The 23,908-nt window shown below is 69.9% G+C and carries 19 protein-coding genes; 8 read left to right on the top strand and 11 right to left on the bottom strand.

Annotation, left to right across the window (positions count from 1 at the left end):
• Window positions 1-339: 339 nt before the first annotated feature.
• The 5 genes from GA707_RS07060 to GA707_RS07040 form a co-directional block, all read right to left on the bottom strand.
• Window positions 340-4,614, bottom strand: a complete 4,275-nt coding sequence (locus GA707_RS07060) for a carbohydrate binding domain-containing protein (protein ID WP_152177670.1) — start codon at window positions 4,612-4,614, stop codon at window positions 340-342.
• A gap of 190 nt (window positions 4,615-4,804) precedes the next feature.
• Window positions 4,805-5,167, bottom strand: a complete 363-nt coding sequence (locus GA707_RS07055) for a hypothetical protein (protein ID WP_152177669.1) — start codon at window positions 5,165-5,167, stop codon at window positions 4,805-4,807.
• Window positions 5,164-6,057 (bottom strand): extradiol ring-cleavage dioxygenase, encoded by an 894-nt coding sequence (locus GA707_RS07050; RefSeq protein ID WP_152177668.1) that lies wholly within the window; start codon window positions 6,055-6,057, stop codon window positions 5,164-5,166. The genes GA707_RS07055 and GA707_RS07050 overlap by 4 nt, the downstream gene beginning before the upstream one ends.
• Window positions 6,058-6,096: 39 nt before the next feature.
• Window positions 6,097-6,879 carry a citryl-CoA lyase gene (locus tag GA707_RS07045; protein WP_152177667.1) on the bottom strand — a complete coding sequence of 261 codons (783 nt, stop codon included), beginning with the start codon at window positions 6,877-6,879 and terminating at the stop codon, window positions 6,097-6,099.
• On the bottom strand, window positions 6,876-8,093 hold the full coding sequence (locus GA707_RS07040; RefSeq protein WP_152177666.1) for a CaiB/BaiF CoA-transferase family protein: 1,218 nt from the start codon (window positions 8,091-8,093) through the stop codon (window positions 6,876-6,878). Before GA707_RS07040 ends, GA707_RS07045 begins: the two co-directional genes overlap by 4 nt.
• 258 nt (window positions 8,094-8,351) lie before the next feature.
• Between GA707_RS07040 and GA707_RS07035 the strand changes: the two genes are divergently transcribed.
• Window positions 8,352-9,842: an amidohydrolase family protein gene (locus tag GA707_RS07035; RefSeq protein ID WP_152177665.1), complete on the top strand. Its 1,491-nt coding sequence runs from the start codon at window positions 8,352-8,354 to the stop codon at window positions 9,840-9,842.
• Between the two features lie 87 nt (window positions 9,843-9,929).
• On the top strand, window positions 9,930-10,733 hold the full coding sequence (locus GA707_RS07030; RefSeq protein ID WP_152177664.1) for an IclR family transcriptional regulator C-terminal domain-containing protein: 804 nt from the start codon (window positions 9,930-9,932) through the stop codon (window positions 10,731-10,733).
• A gap of 51 nt (window positions 10,734-10,784) precedes the next feature.
• On the opposite strand, the gene GA707_RS07025 is transcribed toward GA707_RS07030, so the two are convergent.
• Both GA707_RS07025 and GA707_RS07020 read right to left on the bottom strand, forming a co-directional pair.
• Complete coding sequence (locus tag GA707_RS07025) at window positions 10,785-11,483, bottom strand: hypothetical protein (RefSeq protein WP_152177663.1); 699 nt, start codon at window positions 11,481-11,483, stop codon at window positions 10,785-10,787.
• 73 nt (window positions 11,484-11,556) lie between these two features.
• Entirely contained in the window at window positions 11,557-11,901 is a 345-nt protein-coding gene (locus GA707_RS07020) for a hypothetical protein (RefSeq protein ID WP_152177662.1), read from the bottom strand.
• A gap of 59 nt (window positions 11,902-11,960) precedes the next feature.
• On the opposite strand from GA707_RS07020, the gene GA707_RS07015 reads away from it, so the two are divergent.
• The 4 genes from GA707_RS07015 to GA707_RS07000 all read left to right on the top strand — a co-directional run bounded on the left by GA707_RS07015 (window position 11,961) and on the right by GA707_RS07000 (window position 17,485).
• Window positions 11,961-12,470 (top strand): hypothetical protein, encoded by a 510-nt coding sequence (locus GA707_RS07015; protein ID WP_152177661.1) that lies wholly within the window; start codon window positions 11,961-11,963, stop codon window positions 12,468-12,470.
• 76 nt (window positions 12,471-12,546) lie between these two features.
• A complete protein-coding gene (locus GA707_RS07010) occupies window positions 12,547-14,907 on the top strand; it encodes an excinuclease ABC subunit UvrA (RefSeq protein WP_152177660.1) in 2,361 nt (786 codons plus the stop codon).
• 125 nt (window positions 14,908-15,032) lie between these two features.
• Window positions 15,033-16,634 carry a serine hydrolase gene (locus GA707_RS07005; RefSeq protein WP_152177659.1) on the top strand — a complete coding sequence of 534 codons (1,602 nt, stop codon included), beginning with the start codon at window positions 15,033-15,035 and terminating at the stop codon, window positions 16,632-16,634.
• A 95-nt stretch (window positions 16,635-16,729) separates the two neighbouring features.
• Window positions 16,730-17,485 carry a hypothetical protein gene (locus GA707_RS07000; RefSeq protein WP_152177658.1) on the top strand — a complete coding sequence of 252 codons (756 nt, stop codon included), beginning with the start codon at window positions 16,730-16,732 and terminating at the stop codon, window positions 17,483-17,485.
• A 79-nt stretch (window positions 17,486-17,564) separates the two neighbouring features.
• On the opposite strand, the gene GA707_RS06995 is transcribed toward GA707_RS07000, so the two are convergent.
• Window positions 17,565-18,338 (bottom strand): DUF4386 domain-containing protein, encoded by a 774-nt coding sequence (locus GA707_RS06995; RefSeq protein ID WP_152177657.1) that lies wholly within the window; start codon window positions 18,336-18,338, stop codon window positions 17,565-17,567.
• A gap of 31 nt (window positions 18,339-18,369) precedes the next feature.
• Entirely contained in the window at window positions 18,370-19,338 is a 969-nt protein-coding gene (locus GA707_RS06990; RefSeq protein WP_152177656.1) for an NAD(P)-dependent alcohol dehydrogenase, read from the bottom strand.
• 111 nt (window positions 19,339-19,449) lie between these two features.
• Here GA707_RS06990 and GA707_RS06985 point away from each other — a divergent pair, with 111 nt between their 5' ends.
• Window positions 19,450-20,136, top strand: coding sequence for a TetR/AcrR family transcriptional regulator (locus GA707_RS06985; protein ID WP_226963579.1), 687 nt, complete (start codon window positions 19,450-19,452; stop codon window positions 20,134-20,136).
• Window positions 20,137-20,194: 58 nt separating this feature from the next.
• Window positions 20,195-21,616, top strand: coding sequence for a xylulokinase (gene xylB / locus GA707_RS06980; protein WP_152177654.1), 1,422 nt, complete (start codon window positions 20,195-20,197; stop codon window positions 21,614-21,616).
• Here xylB and xylA read toward each other — a convergent pair.
• Both xylA and GA707_RS06970 read right to left on the bottom strand, forming a co-directional pair.
• Window positions 21,613-22,803, bottom strand: coding sequence for a xylose isomerase (gene xylA / locus GA707_RS06975; RefSeq protein ID WP_152177653.1), 1,191 nt, complete (start codon window positions 22,801-22,803; stop codon window positions 21,613-21,615). The two genes, xylB and xylA, sit on opposite strands and share 4 nt — an antisense overlap.
• 1 nt (window position 22,804) lies before the next feature.
• Window positions 22,805-23,830, bottom strand: coding sequence for a sugar phosphate isomerase/epimerase (locus GA707_RS06970; protein WP_152177652.1), 1,026 nt, complete (start codon window positions 23,828-23,830; stop codon window positions 22,805-22,807).
• Window positions 23,831-23,908: the final 78 nt, after the last annotated feature.

The raw sequence follows: 23,908 nt of genomic DNA, 5'->3' as shown, positions 1-23,908 counted from the left end.
TCGGGGGCATGCCAGGAGCGCGATATGTCACGCGTCCGGCAGACAGCTGATCCGACGCCGACACGGGGGCATGCCAAAGGCGCGCTATGGCACGCGTCCGGCAGGCCGCTGATCCGACGCCGAGTCGGGGGCATGCCAGGAGCGCGATATGTCACGCGTCCGGCAGACAGCTGATCCGACGCCGCCGAGGCACCCGAATCACGACCAGGACCCCCTTGGCCGGCCACCACACCCGAACTGCGACCTGACTCCCGCAATTGCAGGGGTCAGGTCGCAGTTTCGGGTCAGGTGGAGCGCGTGCCGAGCGCGGAGGCGGGACTCACGCGCTCGGCACGCGGATCAGGGCGACGCGCCGAACTCGAACGCACCCGCGTCGGGGTCGGCGTCCCGGGCGAACCCGCGCTGGTCGGTCGCCGGAGCCGCGGCCGCATCCGCCGCACCGATCGCCGGGCTGCCGGCCTCGAGTGCGTGCGTCAGCGTGGGTCCGCCGTTGTCGGCCAGTGGCCCGAGCAGGGCGTCCGTGTTCGACTGGTCGGTGGTGCCGTTCGGGTTGCACGAGCCGTCGTTGATGACGTTCGAGCCACCTGACGTGATCGTCGCAGCTCCACCGCCCTCGATGGCGCAGGCGAACGCTCCGCCGACGCCCTGCAGGACGTTGTTGGTCAGCGTCGCGCTCGCCGGGGCGCCGAAGGAGGCCACGAGAATTCCCGACGCAGTGCCCTCGAGCGCATTGTTGCCGGCGAAGGTCGAGTTGGTGACCGTCAGCTGGCCGTCGGTGTGGAAGATGCCGCCGCCGTGCCAGGCGGTCGACGTGTTGCCGCTGAAGGTGCTGTTGACGACCGTCGAGTTGCCGAGCGAGCGCAACCCTCCGGCCACGTCACCGGCGACGTTCCCGCTGACGGTGCTACGAGTGATCGTGATCGTGCTGTTGAAGAACCCGTAGATGCCACCGGCCGGCTGAGCGACCGAGGTGTTGTCGCTCACCGTGCTGTCGGTGAGGGTGAGCGTCGCGCCGCTGCCGTTGTAGATACCGCCTCCTCCGAACTCGAAGTTGGCTGGCCCGGGCGCGTTCTGGGTGTTGTCGGTCACGATGACGCGGTCGAGGCTCAGTTCTCCGAGATTTCGGATACCGCCACCCTGAGGTGCCGCGACGCCATCGCGGATGACGAGGTCGTTCATCGACACCTCGGTGCCGGCTGCAACCTGGACCACGCGCGATGCGTCGCCACCGCTGATGGTCACCGGGCCGCTGTCGGGACCGTCGATCGTCACCGATCCGGCGATCTCCAGCTGGCCCGACGTCAGGGTCAGCGTCTCACCCGCGAGACTCGGGTCGAAGCTGATGGTGCCGCCATCGGCGACCTCCGTGAGGGCTTGCCGAAGCGACCCCTCGCCGCTGTCCTCGAGGGTGGTCACCGTGACCTCGGCCGGCTTGGGAATGGGGTCCAGCGTGATGAGGTCGAACGCGACCCGACCGCTGGCGGTCCCAGCGTTGGGCAGCTCGAAGCCGTAGCCCCAGACCTCGTCCAGGCTGAGTCCGTCGTTCGGAGCACCCTCGGGCTGGTCGGCGCTGCGGCTCCACGAGTCGTCGAGCGGTACGGTCACCCGCTGCCACCCGGCGACGGTGTCCGTGAACGACGTCTCCCACCGCTCGGCGGTGTCCGGGCCCTGGTACACCCGCACGTAGTCGACGAGGTACTCCTGCGGGTAGGCGTTGTCCGGGTCGATCGCACCACCGAAGTTGCCGCCGATCGCGAAGTTCAGCAGCAGGAAGAACGGCTTCTCGAAGACCCACGGGTTCGGAGCCACATCGCTCGGAACGGCGCGGTGGTACTCGATACCGTCGACGTACCAGACGATGAGGTTCGGCTGCCACTCCACGGTGAACGTGCGGTACTGGCTGTCCACGCGCTCCTCGAACTCCTGGATCCCGCCGAAGCTCTCGCCGCCGGCGTAGCCCGGGCCGTGGATCGTGCCGAAGATCTCGTTCGGCTCGCGGCTGACGTACTCCATGAAGTCGATCTCGCCGGCGCCCGGCCACGGGTTGTAGGTGATGTCGGTGCCGAGGCTCCAGAAGGCCGGCCAGAGACCGTCGCCCCCGGTGGGCACCTTGAGCCGCGACTCGATGCGCCCGTAGGCGAACTCCGCCTTGTTCTGCGTGATGAGCCGTGCCGACTCGAACTCGCAGGCGCCGTAGTAGCACTCCTGGGAGCCGTCCGCCTCGTCGAGGGTGATGACGAGGTTGCCGTCGCCGTCGGTTGAGGCGTTGTCGGGGTCGTCCGTGTAGTACTGGAGCTCCTCGTTGCCCCAGCCGTTCTTGCCGTCGGGGGTGGTGTCGCCGAGCTCGTAGGCCCAGTTCGCCGGGTTCGGCGGGGTGCCCGCCGGCTCGTCGAACTCGTCGGCCCAGGCCAGCTCCCACCCATCGGGGCCGGGGTCCGGGGCACGGTTCTCCTTGAGCGTCACGGTGACGTCGTCGCCGGAGCCGGTCCCGTAGTACCAGAAGCTGAGACCGGCGTCCCCGGTCCAGTCCTGGGCGATCGGGAAGTCCCGACCGAAGGCGACCGGCTCGCCCCCCGCGATGATCGGAGTGCCGTCCTGCATCTCGCCGGTGAGGGCGAGGTCGGTCGAGGTGCAGTCGTAGCCGGTCTCCCTGGCCCGGAAGTGGAACACCAGGTCCTTCAGGCCGTCCCGGTTGACGTCGGCGACGTGTCGGGTGGGAGTCTTGTTCCGGCCACTCGTGTGGGTCTCGGCCGCCTTGCCGAACCGCACGGTCGTGTGGTCCACGGCTGTCGCGTCGAAGACCGTGGTGCTGAGCAGGTGCACGGGGACGACCCCGTTGCCCTTGTTGCAGAGGTTCCCCAACACCTCGATGTCGGCGACGACGGGGGTGTCGACCTGGAGGACCGCCTCGACCGGATCCTGGTCCGGGCGGGCCATGGCGTCGTCACTCGAGACGTCCTGGGTGCTGAGGGTGACCTCGTCGTCGGCGGACCAGAGGTAGGCGCCCTGCTCGAAGTCGTCGAGCAGCTTCGGGTCGAAGTCGTCGTTGTCGTCGATGAGGACCGAGCCCTGGAACAGGGCTCCCCGTTCCACGTCGACCGGGTTGGTCAGTCGGATGACGATCTGCTTGTCGCCCGTGAACTTGGTGTTGTCGAAGGTCTCGACGGGGAAGCTCAGGGTCGAGGGACCGCCTCTCTCGAAGGTCAGCGTCCCGGACGTCGGCGTGAAGTCTTCGCCCGGAGTCGCGTTCGAGCGCTCGGTCGCGTAGTCGATGCTCACCTGCTCCGGGTCGTCCGGGCCGAGCGGGCGGTTCAGCCTGACCTCGACCTGACCGGTCGTGCCCTCCTCGATGAAGGTGTTCTGCCGGGCGAAGTTGACGGCCGGCGCGGGGGGCTGGGCCACGCCGTACACGGAGACGTCGTCGACGTAGTACGTCCGGGCTCCGCCCGTGCCGAGCGCGCCGAGGGCGTAACCGTGCATCTCGAACAGGCCGAGGCCGTCGTTGGGGGCGCCGTTGCCGATCTCCTTGCGAACGAAGTCGGCGAAGGGGAACTCGAGCAGCTGCCACCCGCTGAAGTCGTCGACGAATGCCACGGTGAACCGCTCGGCATCGTCCGTCGTCGAGTCGGGGTTGCGGTTGTCGAGGATGTCGATGAAGAGTTGACTTCCGCTGTTCTGGCCGAACATCCACAGCGAGATGCCTTCGTTCCGGGACCAGTCCTGGGGATCGGTGAAACCGTGGATGAAGCCGGCGAACGAGGTGGAGCTCACGTCCATCCGGAGGACGTTGTTGGGATCGGATGACCCAGGGACCGGGGCGGGCGGCGCGTCGGTCGTGGCCAGGGTGACCGAGCTCCCTGCGCCGCTGAACGTGCAGAAGCCGAGCGGCGGGACCGACGGTGGGCAGGGTTCGTTGGGCGCGACTCCGCTCTCGAAGTCGTCGATGACGCCGCCAGGGGCGTAGGTGCGGGGACCCTCGCTGAAGGCCCAGTAGTCGGTCCGGAAGTTGACATCGGATCCGGTCCCGATGACGGCTATGACGACGCCGGCGAGTTGGCTCCCCAACACTCCGTCGCCGCCGGTGAGGAACGAGTTGTCGTCGACGAAGTCGGCGAGCGGGATGGAGACCAGCTGCCAGCCGCCCCCGCTGACCGCGCATGGACCGGCATCCGACACGACGCAGTCGAACTGGAACTCATCGGCGCCGTCGGGTTGAGCACCGTCCTCCTGGAGGTTGATCTCGAGCGTGTAGCTCTGCCCAGCATTGGGGTTGATCCAGAAGCTGAAGTGGTCGGTGCCCGTCGTGTCGGTGGGCAACTCCCGACCGAACCCGCCGTAGAAACCAGGCGTCCCGCCCGAGCCCCAGCCTGTCTCCAGTGCGAACGACCCACCGTCGACGGGCGGAAGATCGGCGTTGTTCGCGTTGATTCCCCCACCGCCGACCGCACCATTGAAGCTGGTCCACCCGTTGGCCAAGGGGGCGCCGTGCTCCATATCGTCGAAGACCACCTCCAACCCCACGGCAGAGGAACTCGTCGGAGCGATCACCGCCAGCCCGGCGACGAGCGCTGCGGAAAGCGCAGTGGACAGTTGCCTGCGGGTGCGACGGTGCACAGTGGTTCCTCGAGAAGTCCGCGATGCCAAGCGGCACCTGATGAGAGAGAGCGCTCTCCCAGAATCCTGTGACGACCTTCGTCCTGTCAAGGGGTGACAGCGACCTTTTCGGTGAGTGGAAGGCGCGCCGAGCGCGGATGCAGGGGGTCACGCGCTCGGCGCGCCGATCGGGGACCGGCAGGGCGACGGGTCAGGTCGCGATGTCGGGATACGGCAGCGAGAACTCGGCGAGCGCTGCGCCGTAGGCCTTCTGGTACTGCAGCGGCTCAGTGTTGTCACGCTCGAACATCGCGATGAAGAGCGTCAGGGTGAGGAACGGGTGGGCCCCCATCCGGAACAGCGCGACGTGGTCGTGAGCGGTGAGAGCAGCCCGCTCTTCGTCGGTGAAGGCCAGCCACGTGCTGCGCTCGTCGGCGATGCAGTTCAGGATCCGGTTCGCCTCGTTCTCCTCCCACCACGTCACGAGATCAGCGGGGTCCTCGCGGTAGCGCTCGACCAGCTCGGGGTCGCGGTCAACCGTGAAGAGGAACTTGTTCAGCAGGTACTTGCTCATGCGTCGGCCCTCCCGGCTCCGTGCGTTCCGTCGGCAGTGGCCTTCGGATACCAGGTGAAGTACGCCTCCATCGTGTGGAACAGGTCGAGCGAGTCGACGTGGTCGGCCCGCACCCCGTCACCGGCGGCCCCCATCATGAGCATGAAGTCCATGAACCCGTGGGTCGCGTTGCCGGGAGCGTGCAGGCTGTCGAGGGTCACCTCGGCGAGGCAGCCCTCGATGTCACCGCTCGCGATCCACTCGACGGCCTTGCGGTCGAACTCCGGGTCCGGCCCGTGTGGGCCGAACTGGCGCGGACCGCCGAGCTCGAGCGAGAGGTGCCCGGTGCCGATGATGGCGACCCGCTCATTGCCAGGCCAGGACTCCACGAGCCGACGGATCTGGCGGCCGAGCTCGACGAAGCGGGACGGCTGCGGCAGAGGTGGAGCGAAGATGTTCGTGTAGATCGGCACGATCGGCAGGTCGGCCTCGGGCCGCAGCGTGATGATCGGGCACGTGATCGAGTGGTCGATCCGCAGCTCGTTGCTGAAAGCCAGGTCGAACCCGGAGTCGAGCCCCCCACGCAGGATGTGCGACGAGAGCTCCTCGTGCCCCTCGAGCCGGAACCGCGGGAGCCCGAACTCGCGCTCCTCGTTGTACCAGTTGGCGTCGTAGAACGGCGCCTTGCCGACGAGGAACTGCGGCATGTTGTCCAGCCAGAGCTGGTGGAAGTGGTCGCTGCCGACCATGACGAGGACGTCCGGTTTGGCGCGAGTCAGGGTCTCCCGGAAGCGCTCGATCTTGGCGACCCACTCGTCGGCGAAGGGCGGGCGGTCGTCACCGGTCGAGGTGCTCGCCCGGTAGTAGAACGGGTGGTGCGTCGAGGCGATGACGGCGACGACCTCGGCCATGAGGACTCCTGTGTCTCGTGCTGTTGGTGACGATGTGCTTCAGTCGGTCGGGTCGACGTATGCGGCGGCCCGGTCGACCGTCAGGTACACGTCCATGCCGATCGGGCGACGACGCTCCTCGGCGATGTGGCCGAGCAGTCCGGCGGCGCGCGCCAGGAGGGCGAACCCCCTGAGCAGGTCGACCGGGAGGCCGAGGTCGGCGAGGGCGGCACCGCATACCCCTGCGCCGTTGAGCGGGAGGGTCCGGCCGAGGATGCCGGGGTGCACCCGGCCGACCGCCTCGAACAGCCGCAGGTGCGGCCCGCGCAGACCGACCTCCTCGGCGAGGGCGATGAGGACCGGGGTGCGCGGGTCCTCCTCCTTGTGGACGGGGTGCCCGAGTCCGGGCACGTAGCGGCCGGCCTCCCGGGTGGCGCGGACAGCGGCTTCGGCCACCGCGTCCCACCCGGCGTCGTCCTGCGGCTGCTCCTCGAGCCCTCCGATGACCTCGTCGAGCCACTTCCCGCAGTCCTCGGTGACGCCGAGGAAACGCGAGCCGCCGCCGAGCAGGCCCGCGGCAAGCGCGCCCTGAAGCGAGTCGGGGGCCGAGAGATAGGTCAGCCGCGCCGCGATCGCCGTCGGGGTGAAGCCGTGGTCGGCGAGGGCGACGAGAACGCCCTCGAAGAGCCGGGTCTCCTCGGGCGTCGGCCGGCGCAATGTCACGAGCCAGAAGGCGAGCTCGCCGAAGCCGACCTTGCCGATGAGGTCCTCCGTGAGGTTCTGCCCGAGCAGGCGGATCTCCTCGGGCGTCGAGGTGCCGAGCGAGGTGGGGAAGGTCGTCATCTGGGGTCCTGGGGATCGTCGTCGGTCGCGAGGTCCTCCGTGTCCGATGGCGGCATCGTCTCGAGGGAGGGGTCGGAGAGCCACAGGCGCAGCGCGTCTCCGTGCTGGTCGAGGGACGGCGGTGGCAGGTCGTAGCGGGCGGCGTTCTGGGAGAACCGGATCGGGTTGCGCACCGACGGGATCGTCTGGCCCGTCGGGCCGATCTCGACAACCGGGTCGAGCCCGATCTCCTCCGCGAACCGCACCCCACCCTCGACCGAGTTGATCGGCGCGCAGGGCACCCCCGCGCGGGTCAGCTCGCCGAACCATTCGTCGGCGGTGCGGGTCTGCAGTCGCTCGACGAGCAGCGGCCGCAGCTCCTCCCGGTTGGCGGTGCGGTCCTCGTTGCGCGCGAACCGCGGGTCGTCGGCCACCTCGGGGATGCCAAGGACGTCGACGAGCTTGCGGAACTGCCCGGAGTTGCCGGCGGTGACGATGAGGTCGCGGTCCTGGCACGGCAGCGGCTCGTAGGGGAACAGGCTGGGGTGGCTGTTGCCCATGCGGTGGGGGACGGTGCCGCCCGCGACGTAGGCGCTGGACTGGTTGACCAGTCCCGAGAGGGCCGAGGAGAGCAGGTTGACTTCGACGTGCTGGCCCTCGCCGGTCGCCTCGCGCGCATGCAGCGCGGCGAGGACGCCGATCGTCGCGTGCAGGCCGGTGATGACGTCGAAGACAGAGATGCCGGCACGGAACGGCGGCCCGTCGGGGGAGCCGGTGAGACTCATCAGTCCGGAGATGGCCTGGACCATGAGGTCGTAGCCGGGCAGCTCACGGCCCTTCTCGCCGCTGCCGAAGCCACTGATCGACGCGTAGATGATCCCTGGGTTGTCGGCGGACACCGCGTCGTAGCCGAGGCCGAAGCGGTCCAGACCGCCGGGCTTGAAGTTCTCGATGAACACGTCGGCGCGACGCGCCAGCTCCTGGGCCAGAGCCCGGTCCCCCTCGTCCTTGAGGTCGAGCGCGATGGACCGCTTGTTGCGGTTCACGGCGAGGTAGTAGGTCGAGATACCCTCGCGCACCGGCGGCATCCACGTGCGGGTGTCGTCACCGCCGGGCGACTCGACCTTGATGACCTCGGCGCCGAGGTCGGCGAGCAGCATGGTCGCGTACGGACCGGCGAGGATGCGCGAGAAGTCCGCCACGACGATGCCGGCGAGTGGCCCTGTGTTGGTCACTGTCTGCCTCCTGGTCACGGATCGGGGGTGTCCTGATCGCGATCTAGCGGACAGATGTCCGCCGTTTCGTCAGGCAGTCTCGCCCCGCGCGTTCCGCACTGTCAAGAGCACCGTTTTCACCCTGTATGCGCGGGAGACCGACCCCTTGACGCACCCCTGCACGCGGTGGATAGTGAGCAAGTGTCCGCGATGCGTACATAGGTCCGTCAGTTGCGCGACTGACGCCCCGTGAGTCCCTGCCATGGAGAGGATCAAATGATGACCACCGACACCGACCGCCGCCGCCCCGTGCTGTTCCAGGGCGGGACCGTCCTGACGATGGACGACGGGCACTCCGTCCTCACGGACGCCGACGTTCTCGTCGTCGGTGACCGGATCGAGGCCGTCGGCCACGGCCTCAGTGCGCCCGACGACGCCCAGGTGATCGACAGCAGCGGCGGGATCGTCATGCCCGGCATGATCGACACCCACCGGCACATGTGGCAGACGGCGATGCGCGCATACGGCGCGGACTGGACCCTGACCCAGTACTTCGTCTGGTACTACCTCGAGAACGGCAAGCACTTCCGTCCCCAGGACATCCACGCCGGCAACCTGCTCGCCGCCTGGGAGGCACTCGAGGCGGGCGTGACGACGACCGTCGACTGGTCCCACGGTCTGCAGACGGTCGACCATGCCGACGCGGCGGTCGACGCACTCGCCGCCGTGCCCGGACGTTTCGTCCTCGCCTACGGCAACATCCAGGCCGGCCCCTGGGAGTGGACGGCCGACCCCGCGCTGAAGTCCTTCTTCGACCGTCGGCGCGGCGACCTCCACGGCTGGCAGCTCGCCTTCGACGTGACCGGCGACCCGTCCTTCCCGGAGAAGGCGGCCTTCGAGGCGGCCCGCGACCTCGGCCTGCCCGTCACGACGCACGCCGGCGTCTGGGGTGCCACCAACGACGACGGCATCCGGCTCATGCACGAGAACGGCTTCATGGACGAGCGGACCGTCTACGTCCACGCCGCGACGCTCTCCACCGACAGCTACCAGCGGATCGCGGCCACGGGCGGCTCGGCGTCCGTCTCGACCGAGTCCGAGCAGAGCGCCGGGCAGGGCTACCCTCCCACCTGGCAGCTGCGCAAGCACGGGATCCCGGTGTCGCTGTCGATGGACACGAGCGTCTGGTGGAGCGGCGACCTGTTCTCCGCGATGCGGACCACCCTCGGCGCCGACCGCTCGCGCGAGCACCTCGAGGCGCACGCCAAGGGCGACACGATCACGAACTGCCACCTGCGCGCCGAGCAGGTCGTCGAGTGGGCGACCCGCGGCGGCGCCGACGCTCTCGGCTACGGCGACCTCGGCCGGCTCACCCCGGGCGCGAAGGCCGACGTCGTCCTCATCAAGAACGACCACTCCCCGGTGTCCTTCCCGATGCTCAACCCCTACGGCCACGTCGCGTTCCAGGCCCAGCGCGGTGACGTCCACACCGTCGTCGTCGACGGAGCGGTCGTCAAGCACGAGCACAGGCTCGTCGGCGCGGACCTCGCCGGGGTGCGGGCGAAGGTCGAGGCGACCGTCGCATACCTGCAGGAGACGATGGGTGAGGAGGCCTGGAACGCGGGCATGTCCCCGGCGATGCCCGAGGGCCACGACAAGATCTACGACAACCCGTACCAGTACACCGAGTTCCGCACCGACACCACGCTCGCCCGCGGCAGCGTGTTCGGCGAGCCGGGCGCCGGCGAGATGGGCGACTCGGAGTCGTAGCGGTCGGCCCCGAGTCGAGGGAGCACCCGACAGCAGGCATAGTGGACGCGCGCCCGACCGGGTCACGCACGAGACGAAGGAGGGGCCATGGCCGGGCGAGGAGAGTCGCCGGACTTCGTCGAGGCGCTGGCCCGCGGGCTGGACGTCATCGCGAGCTTCGGCCCTGCCCGGCCGAGGCAGAGTCTCAGCGACGTCGCGCAGTCGACCGGGCTCGCGCGGCCGACCGCGCGACGGCTGCTGCTCACGCTCGAGGAGCTCGGCTATGTCCGGCAGCGAGACGGGGCGTTCGAGCTCACACCGAGGGTGATGACCCTCGGCACCGCGTACGTCTCCTCCCTCGGCCTGTGGGAGATGGCCCGGCCGCGGATGGAGTGGCTCGTCTCCCGCACCGGCGAGTCCTCCTCGATGGCTCAGCTGTCGGGCTCGGACATCGTCTATGTCGCGCGCGTCTCGGTGCCGAAGATCATCGCCCTGCGCGTCGACGTCGGCACCCTCTTCCCGGCGCCTCCGACCTCTCAGGGCAAGGTCCTGCTCGCCGCGCTCTCCCGCGAGGACCTCGAGACGGCGCTCGCCCAGCCGAGCCGGTCGGGCGTCACTCCGCGCCGGCAGTATGCGCCGGACGAGCTCGCGGACGAGCTCACCCAGGTGCGGGCCCGGGGCTGGGCCCTCGCCGACGAGGAGCTGGCCGCGGGGGTGCGCTCGGTGGCCGTGCCGGTGCGCGACGCGACCGGCGCGACGCGTGCGGCGATGAACGTGACCGTGCACGCCGCCGAGACGCCCCTCGAGCGACTACTCGAGGAGCACCTGCCGCTCCTGCAGCGCGCGGCCGGGGAGGTCAGCGCGGACTGGGCGATGTGGCAGAGCCGACCGCACGTCGAGACCGCGGGCTGAGGGCTGAGGTCTCCGGCTGAGGCGGACCGAGTGCAGGGACCAGGCCCGTCCTCAGGGTCGCTGGTAGGCGGGGCCGTCGAGGAAGCGGTCGCGGTGCGCTGTCCAGACATCGCGGAACTGGGGCTCGAGGTCGCTCAGGTCGGTCGCCTCGTCGCATCCGGCCGAGAGCGTGTAGTCGAGGGCGACCCCGTCCCGTCGCGCTCCGCCGATGAAGTAGGTCATGACGGACGTCGCCGTCAGGGACCCGTCGTTGCCCGCCGGGTTCTGCGCCTCGGGTCGGAAGAAGACGTCGCGCACCTCCATCACGGTGCAGCCGTCGCCCTCGACGAGCTCGACCTCGTAGGACATCCGGCACTGGAGGTGCACCTCGTCCTCGACACCGTCAGGCGGGTCGACGACGACCGAGGTCGCCTGGAACGGAGTGGCATCGGGGAAGGCGTCGAGCATCGGGGCGATGTCCGCTCCCGGGCACTCCTGCGGCTGCGCCGCGCCCAGACCCGACGTCTCCGGCGGCGCCTCGAACTCGGTCAGGGCGGCTGCCACGTCGACCGGCTCGGCCGCACTGCCGTCCGCACCGGAACCGTCCGCACCGTCCGCGCCATCGTCCGCATCGCTGTCGGACCCGGCGGCTGCCGACGTCGCAGCACCCGCCGCGGGGTCCGCTCCGTCATCGCCGCTGGGGCCCGAGCTGCACCCGGCGGTCAACGCCAGGACCAACGCCAGAGTCGTGGCCGCCAGCAGTCTGCGCATCACGTCACGGTATCCCGGCTACCCGCGTCGCGGGGCCCATCGAGGCTCCCTCGGCGAGATGGGCTCGCATTTATCACCGTTCGGCCAGCCACGCCTCCAACTCGCGCACCGCGTCCAAGCCGCCCGCCGCATACGCCTGCCAGTCCCGACTCTGCTCGGTGCGACGCTCGACCTCGGCCTCCCAGTGCTCACCGAGGCGGGCTGCGAGGCCGACCAGATCGGGCTCGGGTCGACGCAGCTCGCGGGCCATCACCGACAATGCCGCGACCCGGCCCTCGTGGAACTTGTAGGCGGGGAAGGAGCCACCGTCGCGGGCGATCGCACATGCAGAGCTGACGCCCGCGAGCATGGTCATCGACTCGACCGCGGCCAGCCGGGCTCGCTGCACACGGCCTGCGATCTCCGTGGTCACCATCACGTCTCCAGGATACCCCCGCTGGTATATTCCGACGCCCTGCCGAGAGTAGCGTGGAAGCCGTGGGCATCACGTCCTCACCTACGCGTCACACCGTCACCGAACCGGCCGCACGACCGGTCCCGCGGCTCGCCGGCTGGGCGCTCACCGCACTGCTGGCCTTCTGGGGAGTCGGGGCGATCGGCGGGGGAGCGTACCTCGCGAGCGCCCCGGACGGCAGCAACATCGGCTTCGAGCTCGACCTGCTCGAGGGCACTCCCTTCCCGGACTTCCTCCTCCCCGGTCTGATCCTGCTGACCCTCGGCGTGGCCGCCGTCGCGCTCGCCGCCGTCCTCGGCCGGGCGGTCCACCGACGGACCGCACCGTCCTGGATGCGGCCGATCCTCATCCTCACCGCGGTGGGCATCGACGCATGGATCCTCGGCGAGATCGCGTTCCTCTGGAGCACGGTCGCCGCGATGCCGGAGGCCGACCGGAACTTCTTCTACGTGTTCTGGGCCGTCTACGTCGCACTGTCCGTCCTCATCGGTCTGCTCACGTGGCGGGTGACGCGGCGGGACTCGGGCGACTGACGCATACGGCATCGACGTCCGGACACGTCACGCCCGATCGCAGGCGGGTGTCCGACCGACCTGGCACCATCGGAGGATGTCGCGAGACTCGGGCCAGAGCCCTGACAACCACGAGGTCATCTCCGTGCGCGGCGCGCACGTCAACAACCTCAAGGGCGTCGACGTCGACATCCCCAAGCGCAGGCTGACCGTCTTCACGGGCGTCTCCGGCTCCGGCAAGTCCAGCCTCGTGTTCGGCACGGTCGCCGCGGAGAGCCAACGACTGATCAACGAGACGTACTCGTCCTTCGTCCAGACGTTCATGCCGACGCTGGCCCGTCCGGAGGTCGACTCGCTGCACGGCATCACGGCGGCGATCATCGTCGACCAGGAGCGGATGACCGCGAACGCCCGCTCCACCGTCGGCACCGTCACCGACGCAGGCGCGCTGCTGCGGATCCTCTACTCGCGGCTGTCCGTCCCGCACGTCGGCTCCTCCAACGCGTTCTCGTTCAACGTCCCGTCGGTCAGCGGCAAGGGCGCCTTCACCGTGGCGGGCAAGGGCGGCAAGCCGCAGACGGCGACCTTCGAGATCACCGGCGGCATGTGCCCGGTCTGTGAAGGCCGCGGGCAGGTCTCGGCGATCGACGTCGACGCGGTCGTCGACCGGTCCAAGTCGCTGAACGAGGGCGCGATCCTCGCCCCGAACTTCACCGTCAACACGTGGTACTGGAAGTTCTACGGCGAGTCCGACCGGCTCGACCCGGACAAGCCGCTCAAGGACTACTCGGAAGAGGAGTGGCACTGGTTCTGGGAGCAGGAGCCCGTCAAGATGAAGTTCGCGGGGATGAACACGACGTACATGGGTCTGCTCCCCAAGGTCCGACAGGTCTTCGTCGACAAGGCCGCCGAGGCCAAGCAGGCGCACATCCGCGCCTTCGCCGAGCGCATCGCGACGTTCACCGACTGTCCTGAGTGCGGGGGAACGCGCCTCAACGAAGCGGCCCGCACAGCGAGGGTGCACGACAAGACCCTGCCGGAGGTATGCGCGATGCAGGTCAGCGACCTCCTCACCTGGGTCGAGGGTCTGGACGACCCCGGTGTCGCCCCGCTGGTCGCGAACCTGCGGGCGATGCTCCAGGGACTGGTCGACATCGGCCTCGGCTACCTCTCGATCGACCGCCCGTCCGGGTCGCTCTCCGGCGGCGAGGCCCAGCGGGTCAAGATGGTCCGTCATCTCGGGTCCGCCCTGACCGACATCACGTACGTCTTCGACGAGCCGACCGTCGGGCTGCACCCGCACGACATCGCTCGGATGAACGTGTTGCTGCGCCAGCTCCGCGACAAGGGCAACACGGTCCTCGTCGTCGAGCACAAGCCGGAGGTCATCGCGACCGCCGACCACATCATCGACATGGGGCCGGGGGCCGGGGCGGGCGGCGGCGAGATCGTGTATGCGGGGGACCTGGGCGGCCTGAAGGCCTCCGGGACGGTGACGGGCGACTACCTCGACCATCGGATGGAGCTCCGCGAGACGGTGCGGGAGGCGACCGGTGCGCTCGAGATCCGCGGCGCGAACCTGCACAACCTCAAGGACGTCGACGTCGACATCCCGACCGGGGTGCTGACGGTCGTGACGGGGGTCGCCGGGTCGGGCAAGTCGTCCCTCGTGCACGGGTCCTTGGCCCGGCGCGACGGGGTGCTCGTCGTCGACCAGTCGGCGATCAAGGGGTCGCGCCGCTCCAACCCGGCGACCTACAGCGGGCTGCTCGAGCCGATCCGCAAGGCCTTCGCCAAGGAGAACGGCGTCTCGGCGGCGCTGTTCTCGGCGAACTCCGAGGGCGCGTGCCCGGTCTGCAACGGGGCCGGGCAGATCTTCACCGAGCTCGGCTTCATGGAGACGGTGGCGACGACGTGCGAGGAGTGCGAGGGCAAGCGGTTCAGGCCCGAGGTGCTCGAGTTCCGGCTGCACGGTAAGAACATCGACGAGGTGCTGGGGATGTCGATGTCCGAGGCGGCCGAGACGTTCCGCACCGGGCCGGCGGCGAAGATCCTCGGGCGGCTGCTCGACGTCGGGCTGCCCTACCTCACGCTCGGTCAGCCGTTGACGACCCTCTCCGGCGGCGAACGCCAGCGGCTCAAGCTCGCGGCGTCGATGAGCGACGGGGCGAGCACCTACATCCTCGACGAGCCGACCTCGGGGCTGCACCTCGCCGACACCGAGCAGCTCTGCCGCATGCTGCACGGCCTCGTCGACTCCGGGCACACGGTCATCGTCATCGAGCACAACCTCGCCGTCGTCGCGCAGGCCGACCACATCATCGACATCGGCCCGGGCGCCGGCCACGACGGCGGCACCGTCGTGTTCGAGGGCACGCCGGCGCAGATGGTCGCGGAGGCCGACACCCTCACCGCCCACCACCTGAGGGAGTGGCTCGACCTGGCGCCGCTGCCCTGACAGGGGCGGTGTGCTCGTGGACTCCGCGGGTAGACCCGAACGGGCCCCGGCCGGTCGGCGCTGAACGGACCCCGGCCGGTCGGTGCTCTGGCGGATCACCGCAGTTGGGGAGGACACTGGCCGTCATGACCGCCCGGGCGTCACGCCGCGGGGGGCCGGCGGTCGTCACAGGGGTGGTCGCCCGGCTCGGCATCGCCGGCTGCCTTCTGGTCGCCTCCGCCTCGGCGACCGGAGGAGCCGAGGCGCCGGATGTGACCGTCGACGAGGCCGTGCTCAGCCGGGTCGACTCCTACCTCACCCTCCAGCGCGACGAGCACGGCTGGCCCGGCCTGGCCGCGGCTCTCGTCGCGGACGGTGAGGTGGCGTGGTCGGCTGGCTACGGCACGACGGGACCGGACCGCCGGGACGTCACCCCACAGACGCCCTTCCTGCTCGCCTCGGTGAGCAAGTCGCTCACGGCGGTCGCGGTCATGCGACTCGTCGATGCCGGGATCGTCTCCCTCGACGACCCGGTCACCGACCATCTGCCCGAGCTCGCACCTCGCGGTGACGAGATCACGCTCGGCGATCTCATGGTCCAGCGTTCCGGACTCGACGAGGTCCTCGGTGTCGAGGTCATGGCAGCGGAGCCGGACGTCCCGCTCGACGACAACCTCAGGCGCATCGAACCCGCGCTGCGGGACGACGCCGGCTTCGCCTACTCCAACACCAACTACGACGCGCTCGCCCTCGTGGTCGAGCGCGCCATCGGCCGTCCCTTCGCCGACGTCCTCGACGCCGAGGTCTTCGATCCGCTCGCCATGGCGACGGCGACCACCGACCCGGTGGCGGCGCGTGACGCAGGCCTCGCGGACGGGCACTACCACTGGCTGCTCGCCGGCTTCCGTCCCCATGTGCCGCCGCTGCCCGACTCCGCCGCGGGTTCGTACCGAATGTTCGCCAGCGCCGAGGACGTCGCCCATGCGATCGCGATGCACGTCGGCGACGGCGCCTACGCCGGTCGCCGGGTTCTGTCGTCCGAGAGTCTCGCGGTCCTCCACACCGGCGTGCCGGTCGCCGCCGACGGCGACGCGCGATACGGAGGTGGACTCTGGGTTCATCCGCCGAACTCGGCGTGGATGACCGGGGCGAGCGCCGCATACCCCTTCCTCGAGCACGACGGCTCGGCGCTCGGCTACCGGTCCTACGTGTGGCTCATGCCGGAGCTCGGACTCGGCCTCGTCCTGCTCGCGAACGCCAACGACTGGTCGGACGAGTCGCGGTTGCCGCAGGTGGGGTTCAACATCCGCCAGATGTTGCTCGGCGAGGACGTCACCCCGATCGAGGGACGGTCCGAACCCCTGCGGCGATGGGGCAAGCATCTGTTCGCGCTCCTCGCCATCGCCCAGCTGGCCGTCACCCTCGCCGCGGTCGCGCCCGTTCGGCGCCTACGTGCGGGTCGACCCGCCGGACGTGGCGGCCGCGCCGTTCTCGTCGCCGCCACCGCGCTCACCGCGTTCTCCGGGTATGCGCTGGTCCGATGGATCCCGGACGTCGCGGCAGCGCCACTGCGGGTCGTGGTCCAGGCTCCCGACGCCCGCATCATCGTCGCGGTCATGCTGGCCGCCATGGCCCTGGCCGCCTGCCTGGCCTTCGGCTACCTCGCGTCGCTGCGCACGACGCGACCGGCGCATACCTCTGACGCCGGCGGGACCCAGATGAGAAGTCCCGCCGCTCCGGGCCCGTGATCCTCACCCGGGTCTCATCGACGTCTCATGTTCGAGCAGCAGAGTTGAGACAGATCGGACGGGGCAGACCGTCCACCGATAGAGGGGACATCGACATGAACCGACGCATCACCGCCATCGCCCTACTTCCCATCGCGGCACTCGTGCTCAGCGCCTGCGGCGGCTCGTCGCAGGGTGCGAGCGCGACGAGCGAGCCCGCTGCCACGCTGTCGGCGACGCCGAGTGGCACTGGAACCGACGACGGCACGACGGGTGACGACAACCCGACGGGGACGGACGACTCCACCGCCGCGGTCGAGATGGGCGACGAGATGTTCGGTACCGCCGCCGACGTCGGCGGCCCCTACGGCGAGCTGCGTGACGGCCCGTGGGGCGTCGGCGTCGCCGGAGAGGTCGACTTCCGCGTCACCGGGCCGAACTCGCTCGAGCTCGTCGACGTGGCCGTGAACGAGGGCTGGCAGGTCCGCGAGCAGGAGGTCGAGTCGGACAAGATCGACATCGAGTACGAGCGCGGACCGGTGGAGTACCGGTTCGAGGTCGAGATCGACGACGGTCTGCTCGAGCTCGAGATCGACCAGGACATCGACCGGACCAGCTCCGGCACCTTCGCCGCCGGCGAGGCCGCGACCGTCGACATCACCGCGGAGGTGGGCGCCCTGACCCTCGGCGACGTGACGCTGGCCGACGGCTGGGACGAGACCTCCCGGGAGGTCGACAACGACGACATCGAGCTCGACTTCCGGCGGCAGGGCGACGGGTTCTTCGAGCTGTGGGAGCTCAACGCCGACCGGGGTCGGGACTCGCTGGACGTCGAGGTCGACTACGAGATCGAGGGGCGCTTCGCCGGCTGAGGTCGCGGCCAGGAGGGGGCTGACCCCAACGTGTGAGTGGACCGGTGCTGGGGCACCGGTCCACTCACACAGTGCAGATTCATCGGACGGTCACCGGAACGGGCACGGCACGGCGGCCGGTCGCAACGAGAAGGAGCCACACGGCCAACCAGGCCTCGCCGATGACGGAGGGGATCGCGACGATCGCGAGGAAGACCGTCGACCAGGCCTCGTAGTCCGCGAGGGCGAGGTGGGCCACCGTGTCCACGGCGTACGCGGTGCCCGCGACCATCAGGATGTAGGCGAGGGCCTTCGGCGCCCCGTCGGTGAGCTGGAGCAACCGACCGAGGAGCACCAGGTGGATACCGAAGGCGGCCAGGCCGGCGACCCACGTGAAGTCGAAGGCTCGAAGAGCGAGGAGGACCTGGGCATCGCTGCCGGAGTCGGCCAGCGTCGGGTCGCTCACGAGCGCCAGGGCCGCGAAGAGGAAGACCAGGGCGGTGCCGAGCATGATGCTGTAGCCGAGGCGGAACCAGGCCGATAGGAGTGAGAGGTCGGTGTGGACCCGGCGGAAGAGCATGTGCAGGGCCCACGCGACGGCGATGTCGAGGACGAAGATGACGAGGAACGCGATGGCGCCGATCCGCACGGTGCCGTGCGAGGCGGCGAGCGACTCGGCGGTCGCCCCCGCGTCTCCCGGGCTCAGGACGGAGCCGATGGCGAGGAAGTTGGCGAAGATCGCGAGGACGAAGATGGCAATGTAGCCGGCTCCGGCGACGCGGGCTCCGGTCATCTGCGACGTCGATCCCGTGGTCGCCGGCTCGAGGGTGATCGGTCGGGCCGAGGTGCTCGGCGCCTGCTGGGTGGTGCTCATGTGACTGCTCCTGTGTGGTGAGTGTGGGTGGTCAGACGGTGAGGGCGACCTTGCCGCGCACGTGTCCGGCGGCGAGGTGGTCGATGGCCTTGGGGGCCTCGTGGAGGGGGTAGGTCCGCTCGAGTGCCGGCCGGATGCGACCGGAGTCGACGAGCTCGGCGAGTGTGGCGTAGTCCTCGCCGCGCTCCGTGCTCATCAGGCCGGTCAGTCGCTGGGTGACGAACGGGGAGCGTGCAAGGGCGAGGAGCTGCCGATGCGCTCCTCCCGTCCAGCGCCCGCCCGTGTCGCCGCCGGCGACCACGAGTGTGCCCGTCCGTGTCATCGCCCGGCGCAGGACCGAGATGGGACGGTTGCCGGCGAGATCGAGGACGAGGTCGAACCGGGGGCCGCGCGAGTCGACCTCGTCCGACGCGTAGTCGATGACGTCGACAGCACCCAGCGACCGCACGAGGTCGGCCTTGTGACGGCTGGCCACCGCCGTGACCTCGGCCCCCATGGCGGCCGCGATCTGGACGGCGTAGGACCCCACACCGCCCGATGCGCCGATGACCAACACCAGCTGCCCGGACCGCAGCCCTCCCGTGTCGCGCAGCGCCTGGAGGGCGGTGCCACCCGAGACGGGGATGACGGCGGCTTCGGGGAACGACACCGACGACGGCTTGAGCGCCAGACGGGTCTCGGGCGCGACCGCCAGCTCGGCGAACGAGCCGGACGCCGTGCCCATGACCTCGTCACCGACGGCGAACCGCGTCACGGCATCTCCGACCGCGATGACGACGCCGGCGACGTCGCGGCCCAGAACCGGGCTCTTGGGCCGAATCAGCCCGCCGACGACCCGTGCTGCGTAGGGACGTCCCGTCATCAGGTGCCACGTGCCGCGGTCGACGCCGGCCGCGCGCACCTGAATGAGAACCTCGCCGGGTCCGGGTGTGGGGTCGGTGTGCTCCTCGTACCGAAGGCGGTCGGTGCCGCCGTATCGGGTCTGGGTGATTGCTCGCATTGCTTTCTCCTCGGGTGATTGTTTACGTCGTAAGTTATGGCTGAGGACGCTATACTTACGCCGTACGTCTTGTCAAGCGTCGAATCACAGCATCCGTCGGAGGTGAAGACCGTGGCCGGTCGTCCGAGGTCCCCCCGAGCGCAGGCGCTGAGCCGGGATGCGATCGTCCGGGCCGCCGTCGAGCTCGCCGATCAGGAGGGTTTGACGGCGGTGTCGATGCGAGCCGTCGCAAAACGGCTGGACGTCGAGGCCATGTCGCTCTACAACCACGTCCGCAACAAGGACGACATGCTCGACGGGATGGTCGACCTCGTGTTCGGCGAGTTCCACTCGCCGGTCATCGGGGCGGACTGGAGGGACGAGATGCGAGAGCGCTGCCGGTCCGGCCGGCAGGCGATGACCCGGCACCCGTGGGCCATCGGCCTCATGGACTCCCGGCGCAACTCCGGGTTCGCAACGCTCATGCACCACGACGCCGTCATCGGCTGCCTCCGCGAGGCGGGGTTCTCACTCGCCCTGACGGGTCACGCCTTCGCCGTCCTGGACGCCTACCTCTACGGTTTCGTCGTCCAGGAGCAGAGTCTGGCCTACACCGGCGAGGAGGACCTCGCCGAGCTGGCGGGACAGATGCTCGAGCAGCTGCCGGAGGGCCAGCTCACACACTTCAAGGAGTTCACGATCGGGCACGCGCTGCAGCCCGGATACGACTTCGGGAACGAGTTCGACATGGGCCTCGAGCTCATTCTCGAGGGTCTCGCCCGCCGCCTGGCGGACCACCACCAGCACGTGCACGACTAGGATCGAGGCCACGTCAAGCACGGATCACGACCGCCCACGTGGGCAGGGAGGCGCGCACGTGTCACTGGTGGCAGGAATCGACTCGTCCACCCAGTCGTGCAAGGTCCTCATCGTCGACGCCACCGACGGCACCGTCGTGCGATCGGGCCGGGCGTCGCACCCCGAGGGCACCGAGGTCGACCCCGCCGCATGGTGGCAGGCCCTCGAAGCGGCGGCTGCGGCGGCCGGCGGGCTCGATGACGTGGCGGCGGTCAGCGTGGCGGGTCAGCAGCACGGGATGGTCGCCCTCGACGAGGGTGGTGCCGTGGTGCGCGATGCGCTGCTGTGGAACGACACCCGCTCCGCTCCGCAGGCCGAGCACCTCGTCGCGATGCTCGGCGACGGCGACCTCGAGGCGGGAGCGGGCGAGTGGGTGCACCGCGTCGGGTCGGTGCCGGTGGCGTCGTTCACGGTGACCAAACTTGCCTGGCTGCGCGAGAACGAGCCTCGGACGGCCGCACGCACGGCCGCCGTGGCGCTCCCGCACGACTGGCTGACCTGGCGGCTCGGCGACGCCACGGGTCTGTCCGACCTCGTCACCGATAGATCCGACGCCTCCGGCACCGGGTACTGGAGCCCCCGGACCGGTCGCTACGACGAGGACCTCGTCACCCGCGCGCTCGGACATCTGCCGGCGCTTCCCACCGTGCTCGGGCCCTCCACGGCCGCGGGCCGGACCCCCGCCGGAGCCCTTCTGGGAGCGGGCTGCGGCGACAACGCGGCCGCCGCGCTGGGTCTGGGAGCGACGGCGGGTGACGTCGTCGTCTCGGTGGGCACCTCCGGCGTCGTGTGTGCGGTGACGCCTGACTCGGTCGAGGACGCGACCGGGATGGTCAGCGGCTTCGCGGACGCGACGGGCAGGTTCCTCCCGCTCGCGTGCACGCTCAACGCCGCCCGGGTGCTCGACGCGACGGCTCGGCTGCTCGGCGTGGACCATGCCAGGCTGGACGACCTCGCCGCTGCGTGCCCTCCGGGAGCCGACGGGATGGCGTTCGTCCCCTACCTCGAGGGGGAGCGGACGCCGAACGAACCGACCGCCACCGGAGCACTGCACGGGATGCGCCTGGACACCATGACTCCTGCCCATCTCGCACGCGCGGCCGTCGAGGGGGTGGCGTGCTCCCTCGCCTTCGCCCTGGACCGGATCCGCGAGCAGGGCGTGACGGCACAGCGGGCCGTTCTCGTCGGAGGGGCCGGCCGGTCGGAGGTCCTGCGCCAGGCCCTGGCCGACCTCTTGGGCGTCCCGGTGGAGGTTCCGGAGCCCGGGGAGTACGTCGCCCTGGGCGCCGCCCGCCAGGCCGCCTGGGTGGCATCCGGAGAGCCCGAGGCTCCCCACTGGCCGACTCCGGGCCTGGCGACCTACGAGCCGGGCCCTGCGTCGGACGCGGTGCGCGAACGGTACGAGTCCGCCCGGCACCACGTCCTCGACAGGGTCGGCTAACGCGCTCCCAGGGCGTGCTCGACGGCGAGCTGGTTGAGCCGAACGAAGTGATAACCCGCCTCGGCCTCGCGGTCAGCGGCGGCGGCGCTGAACACGTCCGTCGCGTGGGTGAGCTGGGCCGGAGTCTCGCCCGGTCCCAGGGTCGGCTGGCTCAGCTCGCGCACCCGGCTCGCCTCGATCGCTTCCTGCACCTCCGGGTCGTTGCGGTATGCGGTGGTCCGCTCCTTCAGAAGCAGGTACGTCGTCATGTTGGCGGCTGCCGAGGCCCAGACCCCGTCCGCGTCCTCGGTCCGGGAGGGCTTGTAGTCGAAGTGGCGCGGCCCGTCGTAGCGGGGTCCACCCCCGACGAACCCGTGCTCGAGCAGGTCGACGGTGAAGAAGGCCGACAACAGGTCCCCATGTCCGAAACAGAGGTCCTGGTCGTACTTGATGGACCGCTGACCGTTGAGGTCGATGTGGAACAGCTTGTCCGCCCACAACGCCTGCGCGATGCCGCTCGTGTAGTTGAGCCCGGCCATCTGCTCGTGGCCCACCTCGGGGTTCACGCCGACGATGTCCCCGTGCTCGAGCCGCTCGATGAAGGCGAGAGCGTGGCCGACCGTCGGGAGGAGGATGTCGCCACGTGGCTCGTTGGGCTTGGGCTCGATCGCGATCCGCAGGTCGTGCCCCTGCTCCTTGACGTACTGGGCAACGGCGTCGATGCCCTCGCGGTAGCGGTCCAGTGCGGCGTTGACGTCCTTGACCCCGTCGTACTCGGCGCCCTCGCGGCCGCCCCACATGACGAACGTCCGTGCCCCGAGGGCGGCTGCGAAGTCGACGTTTCGCAGGAGCTTGGCCAGGGTGAACCGCCGCACGTCGCGCCGGTTGGACGTGAGCCCGCCGTCCTTGAAGACGGGATGGCTGAAGGTGTTCGTCGTGACCATGGGCACGACGAGTCCGGTCTCGCGCAGAGCGGGGATGAACCGGGCCAGGATGTCCTCGCGCTCGGAGTCGGTCGCACCGAACGGGATCAGGTCGTCGTCGTGGAAGGTGATGCCCCAGGCACCGAGCTCGGCCAGGCGGTGCACCGCCTCGACGGGGTCCAGCGGGGGACGGCTCGCGTCCCCGAACTGGTCGCGCGCGGCCCAGCCCACCGTCCACAGTCCGAAGGAGAACCGGTCCGCTGGGGTCGGCGTCGGCAGCGGCATGTCAGCCCTCCGCCCCATCGTCGCGACCCGCGCTGAAGGCGGCGTCGAAGGCGGCGGTCGGCGCCTCGAAGTTCAGCGCACGCACGAACTCGAGCGCCTCCGGGGCACCGAGCAGCCGGTCCATCCCGGCGTCCTCCCACTCGATCGAGATCGGACCGTCGTAGCCGATGGAGTTCAGAGCCCGGAAGGAGTCCTCCCACGGCACGTCGCCATGGCCGGTGGACACGAAGTCCCACCCACGCCGCGCGTCCGCCCAGGGCAGGTGGGAGGAGAGTCGCCCGTTGCGGCCGTTCGTCAGGCGAACCCGGGTGTCCTTGCAGTCCACGTGGTAGATCCGGTCCTGGAAGTCCCAGATGAAGCTGACCGGGTCGACCTGCTGCCACACCATGTGGCTCGGGTCCCAGTTGAGCCCGAAGGCCTCCCGGTGACCGATCGCCTCCAGAGTGGCGACGGTGGACCAGTAGTCGTAGGCGATCTCACTGGGGTGGACCTCGTGTGCGAAGCGGACGCCGACCTCGTCGTAGACGTCGAGGATGGGGTTCCACCGGTCGGCGAACTCCCGGTATCCGGCCTCGATGACCTCGGCGGAGACCGGCGGGAACATCGCGACGTACTTCCAGATGGGTGATCCGGTGAAGCCGATGACCGTTCTCACACCGAGGCGCGCGGCGGCACGTGCGGTGTCCTTCATCCGCTCGGCCGCTCGCTGGCGAACACCCTCCGGATCGCCATCCCCCCACACGGATGCGGGCAGGATGTCGCGGTGCCGGTGGTCGATGGGGTCGTCGCACACGGCCTGACCGGTGAGGTGGTTCGAGATCGCCCAGACTCCGAGGCCGTGCCGTTCGAGGATCTCCCTGCGACCCTCGACGTAGCCGTCCTCGGTCAGCGCGCGGTCGACCTCGAAGTGGTCTCCCCAGCAGGCGATCTCCAGTCCGTCGTATCCCCACTCGCCGGCGAGGCGGCACACCTCTTCGAACGGCAGGTCGGCCCACTGGCCGGTGAAGAGCGTCACGGGACGGGTCACGAGGGTGCCTCCTTGTTGTCGTGTCACCGCAGGACCATCCCACGGTTGGTGCCGGCTGGCGGACGGGCCGTTCCCCGG

The organism is Nostocoides sp. F2B08 (assembly GCF_009184895.1).
Lineage (GTDB): Bacteria > Actinomycetota > Actinomycetes > Actinomycetales > Dermatophilaceae > F2B08.
This window is presented reverse-complemented; position numbering and strand designations above follow the sequence as displayed.